At 69.7% G+C, this 12,501-nt stretch carries 9 protein-coding genes; 6 read left to right on the plus strand and 3 right to left on the minus strand.

Annotated features, from left to right (window positions below):
- Positions 1 to 6: 6 nt before the first annotated feature.
- The gene (locus JF543_RS04585; protein WP_206822850.1) at positions 7 to 1,185 is read left to right on the plus strand and encodes an exonuclease SbcCD subunit D; all 1,179 of its coding nucleotides are present in this window, start codon (positions 7 to 9) and stop codon (positions 1,183 to 1,185) included.
- Positions 1,185 to 4,265: an AAA family ATPase gene (locus tag JF543_RS04590; RefSeq protein ID WP_206822851.1), complete on the plus strand. Its 3,081-nt coding sequence runs from the start codon at positions 1,185 to 1,187 to the stop codon at positions 4,263 to 4,265. The genes JF543_RS04585 and JF543_RS04590 overlap by 1 nt, the downstream gene beginning before the upstream one ends.
- Before the next feature lie 15 nt (positions 4,266 to 4,280).
- On the opposite strand, the gene JF543_RS04595 is transcribed toward JF543_RS04590, so the two are convergent.
- A complete protein-coding gene (locus tag JF543_RS04595) occupies positions 4,281 to 4,838 on the minus strand; it encodes a nucleoside phosphorylase (RefSeq protein ID WP_179409085.1) in 558 nt (185 codons plus the stop codon).
- A gap of 74 nt (positions 4,839 to 4,912) precedes the next feature.
- Between JF543_RS04595 and nadE the strand changes: the two genes are divergently transcribed.
- From nadE to JF543_RS04610, 3 genes are all read left to right on the plus strand, one after another.
- The gene (nadE, locus tag JF543_RS04600; protein ID WP_218848096.1) at positions 4,913 to 5,725 is read left to right on the plus strand and encodes an ammonia-dependent NAD(+) synthetase; all 813 of its coding nucleotides are present in this window, start codon (positions 4,913 to 4,915) and stop codon (positions 5,723 to 5,725) included.
- A gap of 96 nt (positions 5,726 to 5,821) precedes the next feature.
- Positions 5,822 to 9,340 carry a TM0106 family RecB-like putative nuclease gene (locus JF543_RS04605; protein ID WP_347401090.1) on the plus strand — a complete coding sequence of 1,173 codons (3,519 nt, stop codon included), beginning with the start codon at positions 5,822 to 5,824 and terminating at the stop codon, positions 9,338 to 9,340.
- Positions 9,337 to 10,125 (plus strand): hypothetical protein, encoded by a 789-nt coding sequence (locus JF543_RS04610; protein WP_206822852.1) that lies wholly within the window; start codon positions 9,337 to 9,339, stop codon positions 10,123 to 10,125. Before JF543_RS04605 ends, JF543_RS04610 begins: the two co-directional genes overlap by 4 nt.
- A 232-nt stretch (positions 10,126 to 10,357) precedes the next feature.
- Here the strand turns inward: JF543_RS04610 and upp are convergent, their stop codons facing one another.
- Positions 10,358 to 10,990, minus strand: a complete 633-nt coding sequence (gene upp / locus JF543_RS04615) for a uracil phosphoribosyltransferase (RefSeq protein WP_206822853.1) — start codon at positions 10,988 to 10,990, stop codon at positions 10,358 to 10,360.
- Positions 10,991 to 11,067: 77 nt separating this feature from the next.
- On the opposite strand from upp, the gene tadA reads away from it, so the two are divergent.
- Positions 11,068 to 11,523 (plus strand): tRNA adenosine(34) deaminase TadA, encoded by a 456-nt coding sequence (gene tadA / locus JF543_RS04620; protein WP_423494682.1) that lies wholly within the window; start codon positions 11,068 to 11,070, stop codon positions 11,521 to 11,523.
- Between the two features lie 77 nt (positions 11,524 to 11,600).
- On the opposite strand, the gene JF543_RS04625 is transcribed toward tadA, so the two are convergent.
- On the minus strand, positions 11,601 to 12,491 hold the full coding sequence (locus JF543_RS04625) for an alpha/beta hydrolase (RefSeq protein ID WP_206822854.1): 891 nt from the start codon (positions 12,489 to 12,491) through the stop codon (positions 11,601 to 11,603).
- Positions 12,492 to 12,501 lie beyond the last annotated feature (10 nt).

Consider the following 12,501-nt stretch of genomic DNA (forward strand, 5'->3'; position numbering starts at 1 on the left):
GTGAACATGCGCATTCTGCACACCTCCGACTGGCACATCGGCCGCACCTTCCACGGGCATTCGACGCTCGCGGCGCTGGCCGAGGTGCTCGACGCGCTGGTGGCGCAGGTGCGCTCGCACGACGTCGACGTGGTGATCGTCGCCGGCGACGTGTTCGATTCGGCGACACCGGCCGCCGCGGCGTACACGCTGCTCGACGAGGCGCTCCTCGCACTGCACGAGACCGGTGCGACGGTCATCATGACCAGCGGCAATCACGACTCGATCGCGCGACTGGGTTTCCATTCCCGGTTGCTGCGCGAGGGCATTCACGTGCTCACCGATCCGGCGGGGATCGCGACGCCGGTCACCGTGCGCGATGCGCACGGTCCGGTGCACTTCTTCGGCATCCCCTACCTGGAGCCCGCGATCGTCCGTCAGCACTGGAGTGATGGTGCGGATGCCGGTGACCAGCCGCCTGTGCTGCGCACGCAGGCGCAGGTGATGCATCACGCCATGAGCCTGGTGCGAGACGGAATGACCGCGCACGAGGGGCGTTCGGTGGCGATCGCGCACTGCTTCGCCGCCGGTGTCGAGGTCACCGACGGGCTCGAGCGTGAGGTGCGCCAGGGCGGCTTGGACGTGGTGCCGCTGAGCTCGTTCGACGGGCCCGACTACGTCGCACTGGGGCACATCCACGGCCGCCAGCAGCTCAGCGACCGGGTGCGCTACTCGGGGGCGCCGCTGCACTACAGCTTCGGCGAGCAGCACAAAGAGCGCGGCTCGTGGCTCGTCGACCTCGACGCGGAGGGGCTGGCCGCTGTCGAATGGCTGGCGCTGCCGGTTCCGCGCGCGCTGGTGACGCTGACCGGAACGCTCGACGAGATCCTCTCCGAGGCGAACGCCGCCCGGCACGCAGACCAGTGGGTCTGCGCCGTGTACACCGATGCCGTGCCGCAGCACGAGCCGATGCGCCGATTGCGCGAGCGCTTCCCGTTCTGCGCGCTGGTGCAGCACCAGCCCGACGGTGCGGATGCCGGTGACGAGCGCTCGTATTCCGAGCGGTTGCGGTCGGCGATCACGGACGTCGAGCGGATCGAGGCCTTCTTGATGCACGTGCGCGCCGGTCAGGGGGCGACGCCGCACGAGGCCGAGTTGATCCGCGATGTGCTCGATGACCGCGTGCGCGCCGAGGCGCTTGTCTGATGCGGCTGCATCGCCTCGAGGTCGCCGGGTTCGGCCCGTTCCGTGCGCGCCAGGTCGTCGATTTCGACGAGTATGCGGACGACGGCATATTCCTGATCGCCGGTCGAACCGGAGCCGGCAAATCCAGCATCCTCGATGCCGTCTGCTTCGGTCTCTACGGTGGCGTGCCGCGCTATGACAGTGGTGACAAGCGCATGCGCAGCGACCATTGCGCACCCGATGACGTCACCGAGGTCGTCGTCGAGTTCAGCACGACCGCCGGCCGATACCGGGTCACCCGGTCACCGGCCTATGAACGACCGGCCAAGCGCGGCGGCGGGATGACGACGCAGCAGGCATCGGTGCTGCTGGAGCAGCTGGTGGGCGATGAGTGGGTCGGGCGCGCGGCTCGTGCGGTCGACGCGGGCAATGAGCTGAACGAGATCCTGCAGTTGAGTCAGGAGCAGTTTCTTCAGGTGATCCTGCTCGCGCAGAACCGATTCGCGGACTTCCTGCTCGCCGGCAGCAACGAGCGTCAGGCACTGCTGCGTCGCCTGTTCGACACCGGTCGGTTCTCGGACTATCAGGCGCGGTTCGATGAGCGTCGGCGTGCGGCAGAGCAAGCGCTCAGCGGACGCCGCGCCACCGTTGATGCCCGGCTCGATGAGGCGGAGCGCATTGTCGGCGATGCTGACCTGTGGGGCGATGACGCCGATCACATCGCCGACTCCACGGATCAGCGCATCGAACGGCTGCGCCGGGCCATCACCCGTGCCGATTATCGGGTCGAACGCGCCACCGCCGAGAAGGCCGCCGCCGAGAAGGCCCAGGCGGACGCAGCGGCCGTCGTGACCGCGCTCACCGAGCAACGTCGGGCGCAGAGCGACCGCGACCGTGCGCGCGCAGCGCTCGCCGCGTTGGAAGCGCAGAACGCCGAGATCGCGGAAGCCGCGACCCGCCGCGATCGCGCTCGCGCGGCCGACAACCTACGGGCACTGATCACGGCCGAGGCACGCGGCGCTGCCGCGCTCGAACAGGCCGCGCGCGATGAGGCTGAGGCGATCGCCTCTGCACGCGCGACGGATGCGATCCGCGTGGTACTGGAGCACACACCATCATCGAGCGATGACGGCGAGGGCTCGGCCTCGGAAGCGAGCCCTGAGGGTAGCGCGGGCGCGACGCAGAGAGGCGACGCTTCCGCCGCCGCGCTGCGCGACTTCGCCTCGGAGCGCACCCGCGAGAGCGGCGCATGGCAGAACGCGGCCGAGCACGAGGCAGAGGGCGAGCGCCGTCGGTCAGAGCGCGTGAACGCCGAGGAGGCCGTTGCGGCAGCATCCGCGGTGCTTGAGGCGATCGACGCCGAACGCGACGCTCTTCCCGCGCAGATCAGCGCGCTCGAGACACAACGAGATGACGCCCGCCGAGAGGGCGCCCGCGCAGAGACCGCCGTGCAGGCGGTCGCCGCCGCCGAACGGCGACGCGACGGAGCCGCACAGGCTGCACGACTCACCGGGGCGATCACCGAAGCGGAGCGCACCGAGACCGAGGCGACTGAGGCGCACGCCCGTGCTCAGCACGAGCTCGGACAGCTGCGGCGCAGACGCCTCGACGGCTACGCCGGTGAGCTGGCGGCAGGCCTCGTCGCTGGCGAGCCGTGCGCGGTCTGCGGCTCCACCGCGCACCCGGCTCCGGCCGAGCATGCCGACCCCGTCTCGCCGGACGACATCGCCGCTGCCGAAGCTGCGCGTGACACGGCCGCCGCAGCCGAGCGGACCGCTTCGCGCGTACTCGCCGGGTATCGCGCCGAGCTGGCTGCCGCGGCGGAGCGCGCCGCCGGGCGTAGTCTCGAGCAGGCCGAGCACGAGATCACGCAGATGGTCGCCGAACGCGATGCCGCCGCCCGCGCGGCCGAACGCGCCGACGAGCTGAGCGTGCAACTGCAGATCCTCACTCGGAACGCCGCCGAGGTCGACGAGCGCCGCACGGAGGCGGCGGAGCGACTCGGCGCCGCGCGCACGGCGCTCTCGCTCATCGATCAGCGCATCGCCGATGCCGACAGGATGATCGCCGAGGCACGCGGCGACTACGACAGCGTGGCCGCACGCATCGCGCAGGCGCAGCACCACATCGCGCTCGCCACCCGCGCAGCCGACGCGATCGAGGTGCGCATCGAGCGGGCATCCGCAGCGGCGATCGCTCGCGGCGAGCTCGATGCCGCCCTCACCGCTTCGGTGTTCGACGACGTGGCCCAGGCAGAGCACGCGCTCCTGGCTGCCGCCGAGATCGCCACCCTCGACGCGCGGGTCACCGCGCACGCCGTCGAGGTGAAGAAAGAGAAGGCGCTGCTGCTCGACCTCGAGATGCGCGCCCTGCCCGAGGAACCGATCGATCTCGCCCCGGCCGAGGCCGCGGCGCACGCCGCGCGGGAGAGCTGGCAGAGTGCCGTGGATGCTGACAGCCAGGCCCGCGGAGTGCAGCGCGGCCTCACAGCGAGCGTCGAATCGGCAGCATCCGAGCACGCCGCCTCAGCGGCCGACGCAGAGCAGTTCGAGGTCCTGCGGGGGCTCGCCGACGCCCTCGCCGGACGGTCCGGGAACACGCTCAAGATGAACCTCGAGACGTTCGTCCTCGCCGCCGAACTCGAAGAGATCGTCGCGGCGGCGAACCTGCGTCTGCACGACATGTCGGACGGCCGCTATCAGCTGCGTCATTCCGACGCGCTCGCTGCGCGGGGTGCCGCATCGGGTCTCGGCATTGTCGTTTTCGACGCGTTCACGGGCCACAGCCGGCCGGCCAAGTCGCTGTCGGGCGGCGAGACCTTCCTGTCATCGCTCGCTCTGGCTCTGGGGCTGGCCGAGGTCGTCACGGCGCGAGCCGGTGGCATTCGACTCGACACGCTGTTCATCGACGAGGGATTCGGCTCGCTGGATGCCGACACCCTCGAGACGGCGATGCGCACCCTCGACGCGCTACGGCAAGGCGGGCGCACCGTGGGCGTGATCAGCCACGTCGAGGCGATGCAGGAGCAGATCCCCGCCCAGCTGACGGTGCGAATGACATCCGACGGTCCGAGCGTGATCGAAGGCCGTCGCGGGCGGTGAGCCGTGCGCGAGGGGTCAGAGCGAGTACTCGCGCTGCATGAAGTCCCACAGCTGGGCACTGCACGCGGCTACGACCTCGTCCCAGACCTGCGTCGCGCCGTCCTGCGCGCGATCCGAGACCACCCGCACCACACGGATCGGAACGCCGAACTTCTGGGCCACCCACACGAACGCGTAGGTCTCCATGTCGACGAGCACCCCTCCGAGCGAGGTGATCCGCGCGACCGCATCGACGTCGTCGACGAAGATATCGCCGGTCGCGATCGTCACGCCGGCGCGTCCGGTCTCCAAGCGGGCCGGCAGCGACACGTGCTGGCCGACCGTGCCGTCGAGGTCCTGCACATCGTGCTGGATGGCGGAGCTCACATCGTGGATGCCCGTCGCGATGGCATCCGACACGGCACCTGCGGTGCCGACCACGATGATCTCGTCGTACACCGCCGCATCCAGCGCGCGGGTCAGCCCGTACGTGGCCATGAGCTTTCCGGGGCCGGTCACGAGGCGATCGAAGCCGTCGATCTCAGCGGGGAAGGCCTGCAGTTCAGAGGCGAGGGCGGCGACGAGGAGTTTCACGTATCCATCCTGACATCCGGTGCCGGCTCCGTGGACATCCGGGCGGCCCGCGGTGAGAGGATGGGGCCGTGAGCATGCAGCAGCAGATCGCCGCAGACCTCGGCGTACGGCCCGAAATCGACCCGGCGACGGAAGCCGATGCCAGAATCGGCTTCCTCGTCGACTACCTGCGCGCGTCCGGAGCGAAGGGCTTCGTGCTCGGCATCTCGGGCGGACAGGACTCCACCCTGGCCGGGCGCCTGGCGCAGCTGGCCGTCGAGCGCGTGCGTGCCGACGGCGGCGCGGCGTCGTTTCTCGCCGTGCGCCTGCCCTACCGCGAGCAGCACGATGCGGCGGATGCCGAGGCGGCCCTCGACTTCATCGCCGCGGATCGCTCGATCGAGGTCAACATCCACCGCGGTGTGGACGCCGTCGAGGCCGATATCGAGCACGCTTTCGACTCGAGCATCACCGACTTCAACCGCGGCAACATCAAGGCTCGCATCCGCATGGTCGCGCAGTACGCGCTCGCCGGGCACGACGGCATGCTCGTGATCGGCACCGACCATGCCGCGGAGGCTGTGACCGGTTTCTTCACCAAGTTCGGTGACGGAGCGGCCGACGTGCTGCCGCTGTCGGGACTCACCAAGCGGCAGGGCCGTGCACTGCTGCAGCACCTCGGATCGCCGGAGCGCCTGTATCTGAAGGTGCCGACGGCAGATCTGCTCGATGGTCAGCCCGGCCGGGCCGACGAGCACGAACTCGGCATCACCTACGAGCAGATCGACACCTACCTCGAGGGGGGAGAGGTGCCGGCAGACGTCGCGGCGCGCATCGAGGCGAAGTACCTCGGGTCGCGGCACAAGCGCCACCTTCCCGTGGCGCCGCACGACACCTGGTGGCGCTGAGCCCGCACACTGATGCCCCCGAGCGTAAGGGGTCCATCGCGGTGAGTGTCGGCGCCCGGGGATAGTGTCGATGACAGGCAACGGAGAGGCGGCACGGTGCGGGTCATCGCAGCAGAGAATCGTGTGGTGTGGAGCGCCAGCGACCTGAAGGTCGCGGCGGAATGCGAGTTCGCCTGGATGCGTGCGCTCGACGCCAAGCTCGGGCGCGTTCCGGCGGTGGTCGAACCTGAGGATGCCACGCTCGCGCGTGCCGCAGAACTCGGCGACGTACACGAGCGTGCGGTGCTGGCCGACTACATCGCCGAGCGAGGCGAGGCCGTCGAGGGGGGACCGGGCGTCGTCTGCCTGCCGAAGGTGAAGTCGACGGATGCCACGGCGATGGCATCCGCTGTCGACGACACGCAACGCGCGCTGCGGTCGGAGGCGACCGTCGTCTTCCAAGCCGTGTTCTCAACGTCCGAGTTCGTCGGCTTCGCCGACTTCTTGCTGCGCGATGACGACGGGCGCTGGCGGGTGCAGGATTCCAAGTTGGCGCGCGCCGCCCGTGCGACAGCGCTCATGCAGCTCGCCGCATATGTCGATCAGCTCGACCTGCTGGGCATCGAACGCAGCGACGAGGTCGACCTCATCCTCGGCGATGGCAGCGTCAGCACGCACCGGGTAGATGACCTGCTGCCGCTGTTCCACGTACGGCGGGCGCGACTGCGGGCTCTGATCGCCGACCGCGACGTCACGGCGGGTGCCGCGGGTGAGCCGCTGGCGTGGGGAGATGACCGCGGAGACCTGCAGATCATCGCATGCGGGCGCTGCGCGACGTGCGATGAACAGGTGATCGGTCACCGCGACCTGCTGATGGTGGCGCGCATGCGTCCGGTGCAGCGGCAGCGCCTGCGGACGGCCGGCATTTTCACGATCGACGACTTGGCGATGGCATCCGATGCCCCGCAGGGCATGAACCCCGAGACGTTCGCCGCGTTGCGGGCTCAGGCGCGTCTGCAGCTGGGGGTACCCGTCGAGGGGACGGACACGCCGCCATTCGAACTGGTCTCGGCCAATGCCATCGGGCTCATGCCGCGGCCGAGCCGCGGTGACATCTTCTTCGACTTCGAAGGCGACCCGCTGTACACCGAGGCGACCGGCGCCGAACAGGGCGCGCAGTGGGGCATCGACTACCTGTTCGGCTGGGTCGACAATGCCGACCAGTACTCGGCGCTCTGGGCGCACAGCTTCGCCGATGAGAAGCGCGCGCTGCTCGACTTCCTCGAGTTCGTGAAGCTGCGTCGGCAGACCCACCCCGACATGCACATCTACCACTACGCGCCGTACGAGACCTCGCACCTGGCGGCGATGGCCGCACGGCACGGGGTCGGCGAGGCCGACGTCGATCGTCTGCTGCGCGAGGGGGTGTTCGTCGACCTCTACCCGATCGTGCTGCGCTCGGTGCGCGTGGGATCGCGGTCGTACTCGATCAAGAAGCTCGAACCGCTCTACATGGGCGAAGAAGTGCGCACCAGCGATGTGCAGAAGGGCGACGACTCGATCGTCCAGTACGTGCAGGCGCGGGGGCTGATCGCCGCGGGGCGTGCGGATGAGGGCGAGCAGATTCTCGCCGACCTGGCCGACTACAACCGGTACGACTGCGTCTCGACGCGACGGCTGCGCAACTGGCTCATCGAACTGGCCAAGCAAGAGGGCGTGCTGCCCGCGCCGCCGGACGACCCCGAGACCGCGGCCTACGAACCATCGCCGCTCTCGCTCGCCCTGCAGGCCGAGGCGCTCGAGGCAGAGCACGCCGGCCGCAGCGGCAGCGAGTTCCGTGTCGCCGCGGCCGCGATCGACTACTACCCGCGCGAGGCGAAGAGCTTCTGGCAAGGGCACTTCCAGAGATTGCGCGAGCCGCTGTCGGTATGGGAGAGCACGCGCGACGTGCTGCGCGTCGACGCGACACGCAGCAGCGTCGACGAGGACTGGGCGCTCGGCGAACGGCAGCGCTCGCAGTCGCGCGTGCTGCGCCTGCGCGGTGAGGTGGCCCCCGGCAGTACTCTGCGCGAGGGCAGCAGTCCGTTCGCGCTGTACGCCGTGCCGACGCCATTCGCGGCGAACGCCCCCTCTCGAGTGATCCATGTGCCGCATGCCGTCGAGGTGATCGCCGTGCTCGATGACGGCTACGTCGTGCGCGAGCGCGGCATTGACGGGCAGCTCTGGGACGAACTGCCACTCGCCCTCGCCCCGGCGGCTCCGCCGCACGTCGCGTCACAGCAGAGTGCGATCGAGCAGTGGGCGGCGCGCGTGCATCGCGCGGCCCCCGACTTTCCCCGCGACGCGGCGACCGACATCCTGCGCCGCATCGCCCCACGCACGGTCTCAGGCGCTTCTCTGCCGCAGGCCGGTGATGACACCGTCGATGCGATCGTGCGCGGCATCCTCGATCTCGACGACAGCTACCTGGCAGTGCAGGGCCCCCCGGGAACCGGCAAGACTTACACCGGGTCGCGGGTGATCGCACGCCTGGTGCGTGAGCACGGCTATCGCGTCGGGGTGGTCGCCCAGTCGCACGCGATCGTCGAGAACCTGCTCGAGCGGGTCATCGCCGATGGTGTTCCCGCTGAGCGGGTGGCGAAGGCTCCCAAGGACTCCTCTGCCTCCGAACCCGGCTACACGGTGATCCGCAAGGACGGCATGGCAGGCTTCCTCGCCGAGCACGCTCGTGGGGGAGCGGTCGTCGGTGGCACGGCCTGGGACTTCAGCAACACCCGGCGTGTCGACCGGGGCGGTCTCGACCTGCTCGTGATCGATGAGGCCGGGCAGTTCTCGCTCGCGTCGACGATCGCCGTCGCCGCGGGGGCGAAGCGACTGCTGCTGCTGGGGGATCCGCAGCAGTTGCCGCAGGTGAGCCAGGGCACTCATCCCGAGCCGGTGGACACATCGGCGCTGGGCTGGGTGATGGACGGCGAATCGGTGATCGACCCCGCGCACGGGTACTTCCTCGCGCAGTCATGGCGCATGCATCCGCAGGTCGCGTCTCCCGTCTCCCGCCTGTCGTACGCCGGCAAGCTCGCGTCGGCGCCCGGTGCCGAGACGCGGGTGATCTCCGGCGTCGAGCCGGGCCTGCACGTACTGCCGGTGCGCCATCGCGGCAATGCGACCCAGTCGCCCGAAGAGGCCGCCGAGGTCGTCAGGATCGTGCGCGACCTGATCGGACGCGAGTACACGGACGGCATGACCGACGAGCCCGCACGCCCCCTCGTGCAGGACGACATCATCGTCGTGGCACCGTACAACGCGCAGAAGCAGCTCATCCACGAAGAGCTTGTCGCGGCGGGCTTCGGCGAGGTCGCCGTCGGCACCGTTGACAACTTCCAGGGCAAAGAGGCCGTCGTCTCGATCACCTCGCTGGCCGCTTCGAGCGGGCGGGATGCGCCCCGCGGGCCGGAGTTCCTGTTGCTGCAGAACCGCCTGAATGTGGCGATCTCGCGCGCCAAGAGCGCGGCGTACCTGGTGCATTCTCCGGCGTTGCTCGATGACCTGCCATGGACGCCCGAGGCGGTGGCCCGGCTCAGCGCGTTCGCGCACCTGGTCGGCGCCGACCGCGTCGCTGACGGGCCGCGGGCATGAGCCCGGACGCGACGGTGCCCACGACTGAGGGCATCCTGCGGGCGGCCGCGGAATGGGCATGGTTCCCGCGCGGGAGCGAGCACGAGGTGAGCGAGCTGCAGCTCGTGCGGTACCCGGCACGGTTCGGCGGCGGTGTCAGGGCTTCGCGGGTCGCGTCTGATCTCGACGCGCCCGCCGTGCTCGATCATGCGATCGAGCGCACCCGTGAGTGGGGCGAGACCCGGCTGACATTCTGGACGAACGCCGCGGACTCACCCGATCTTGAGGCGGAGCTCGTCGCCCGCGGTGCGGAGCACGTCGATACGGTGGCGGTGCTCGCGCGACCAGTCGACGGCATCTCGATCGAGGTGCCCGAGGGCGTCACCGCCGAGGTCATCCGCACGCTCGACCACGTGCGTGAGATGGATGCGGTCGACGTCGCGGTGTGGCAAGAGCAGCAGCCGTTGTCACCCGAGCAACTCACACAGGAGCTGGCCGAGATCGAGTCCGCGAACGCGTCAGGCGAGGGCATCCGCGTGCTGGCTCGCATCGACGGAGTCGCGGTCAGCACGGGCGGGTGCACGATTGTCGGGGAGTTCGCTCGACTGTGGGGCGGTGGGACGGTGCCCGAGGCACGGGGTCGCGGCGCCTACTTGGCCGTGCTCGCGGAGCGCCTGCGGCGTGCGAGCGCGCTCGGGGCGACGACGGCACTGGTGAAGGGGCGGGTCTCGACGTCGGCACCCATCCTGACGCGCGCCGGGTTCGTGCACTACGGCGACGAGCGCGGCTACACCCTGACCGTCTGACCTGCCGGTTTGATCGGGTCGGCGCTCTTCGGGTTGCTGCCCGGACGCGCGTCACTGAGAACAGGCTCGTTGCCGAGAACAGGCTGGATCTGTGGGAATCGTCCTGTTCTCGGTAACCGTCCTGTTTTCAATGACGGGATGCCGGGATACCGGGCCGCCACAGGCGGTCGCCGGGGAAGGGAGCCCGGGGCACCGAGAAGACGGGATGCCAGCGCGCCGGCAACCCCGGGTGTCAGACGGTGCCGTACAGGCGGTCGCCGGCGTCGCCGAGTCCGGGCACGATGTACCCCTTCTCGTTCAGGCGCTCGTCGACGGCACCCAATACGAGGGTGACATCCTGATCGCCGACGATCCTCTCGATCGCCTCGAGGCCCTCGGGGGTGCCGAGCAGGCAGATCGCGGTGACGTCCTTCGCTCCGCGGTCGAACAGGAACTGGATCGCCGCCGCCAGCGAGCCACCGGTCGCGAGCATCGGGTCGATCGCGAAGCACTGGCGGTCGCTCAGGTCATCGGGCAGACGTTCGGCGTAGGTGGTCGGCTCGAACGTCTCGTCATCGCGCACCATGCCCAGGAATCCGACCTCGGCGGTGGGCAGCAGCTTCACGAGCCCTTCGAGCATGCCGAGGCCCGCGCGCAGGATCGGCACGACGATCGGGCGCGGCTCGGCGATCTTCACACCCATCGTGGTCGTCACCGGGGTCTTCACCTCGACCGGCGTGACCTTCACGGTGCGCGTGGCCTCGTAAGCCAGCAGGGTCACGAGCTCCTCCGTCAACTGGCGGAAGACGGGCGAGGAGGTGTTCTCATCCCGCAGCACCGTGAGCTTGTGAGTGATGAGCGGGTGATCGGCCACATGAACGCGCATGATTACAGGCTACTTGCCCGAAGCCCCTGCGCGTGTGTCGAATCGTGCCGAACTGCCCGCGCAGTAGGCTCGACGGCATGAACCGCGCCTTCGACGAGCCGATGCGGCGCGCTCTCGCGCTCGCCGCGGATGCCGGAAACGACGGCGATGTGCCTGTCGGCGCCGTCGTGCTCGACGCCACCGGCGCGATCGTCGCAGAAGGCCGCAACCTGCGTGAGCAGACTCATGACCCGACGGCGCACGCCGAGGTCGTCGCGCTGCGCGCCGCCGCCGAGCACCTCGGGTCGTGGAACCTCGAGCAGCACACGCTCGTCGTCACCCTCGAACCCTGCGTGATGTGCGCGGGCGCCATTCTGCAGTCGCGCGTCGCGCGGGTGGTCTTCGGCGCGTGGGATGAGAAGGCCGGCGCGGCCGGGTCGATGTACGACCTGCTGCGTGATCGTCGCCTGCCGTACCGTGCCGAGGTCGTCGGCGGGGTGCAGTCGGATGCTGCCATCGCCCTGCTGCAGCAGTTCTTCGACGCCCGCCGCTGACGCCCGTTGACATCCGCAACCCGCAGCCCGCCCGCCCCGGCAGGCGCGAGCTTCGGGCATCCGATCGGTACGCGACCTCAGCGTCCGTCGGTTGCGGCGTCGGCCAGGTAGTCGACCATCGTCAGGTATCCCTGAGCGTGCTCATCGAAGTACCCGGCACGGCGTACGCCGTGCTCGTCGATCGAACTCTGCGACGCGTGTCCCTGCACGGCGAGTCCGACGACCACGCCGCCCTCGATACCGGGTGCCTCGCCGCCGTCGCAGTCGTAGCCGATGACTCCGGGGATGTCGCGCGGATCGACCGGGTGCTGTCCGAGGCGGCCCAACGGAGCGATGCTGTCATCCGCGCCCTCGGTGGCGTACACGACGACGTCGCCGCGTGTGATGGCGTCGCCGATGGCGATGCTCGCAGCCTGGGTGACCCCGGCGGATGCGATCGAGAAGGCCGTGCTCACGGCGCCGGCGATGTTCATCGCGAACAGCTCGCCGAGCAGCGTCGATGAGTATGAGTAGGTGACCAGTGCGATGTGCGCGCGCGGGGTGCGTGCCTTGAGCCGGTCGAGGTCGACGGCCAGCCGGGCCGCGCCGATCGTGGCGTGTTTCGTGGCGAGTGTCGTCACGTGCGTGCCCGAGTCCCACCCGAACCAGACGACGGTGGCGACCCGTCGGGGTTCGCCGCGACTCACGCACGAGCGGATGACGTCCATACAGGTGCGTTGCGCGGCGTTCGCCCAATCCTCGAACACATCGAGCGTGGTCTCGGTGCCGTGCAGCAGATAGACGACGAGGTCGGCCTGGTCGATGTCGCCGAACGACACCACGGCGTACGGTTCGCCGTCGCTCATCCAGAACGACTCCAGTCGGGCTTGGGGATCCGCAGCGAGCACGTCCTGCACGCGGCGCAGTCGCGCCAGCGTCGTTTCCGGCAGGTCGGCGTTCGCCAGGGCGGCGCGGAACTCCTCGGTCATGCCGAGCGGG

Source organism: Microbacterium esteraromaticum (genome assembly GCF_017303215.1).
GTDB lineage: Bacteria > Actinomycetota > Actinomycetes > Actinomycetales > Microbacteriaceae > Microbacterium > Microbacterium esteraromaticum_C.

Coding starts and splice junctions, on each gene's coding strand:
- JF543_RS04590 (WP_206822851.1), top strand. CDS start 1,185: ATGCGGCTGCATCGCCTCGAGGTCGCCGGGTTCGGCCCGTTCCGTGCG.
- tadA (WP_423494682.1), top strand. CDS start 11,068: ATGAACCGCGCCTTCGACGAGCCGATGCGGCGCGCTCTCGCGCTCGCC.
- JF543_RS04585 (WP_206822850.1), top strand. CDS start 7: ATGCGCATTCTGCACACCTCCGACTGGCACATCGGCCGCACCTTCCAC.
- nadE (WP_218848096.1), top strand. CDS start 4,913: ATGCAGCAGCAGATCGCCGCAGACCTCGGCGTACGGCCCGAAATCGAC.
- JF543_RS04610 (WP_206822852.1), top strand. CDS start 9,337: ATGAGCCCGGACGCGACGGTGCCCACGACTGAGGGCATCCTGCGGGCG.
- upp (WP_206822853.1), bottom strand. CDS start 10,990: ATGCGCGTTCATGTGGCCGATCACCCGCTCATCACTCACAAGCTCACG.
- JF543_RS04625 (WP_206822854.1), bottom strand. CDS start 12,491: ATGACCGAGGAGTTCCGCGCCGCCCTGGCGAACGCCGACCTGCCGGAA.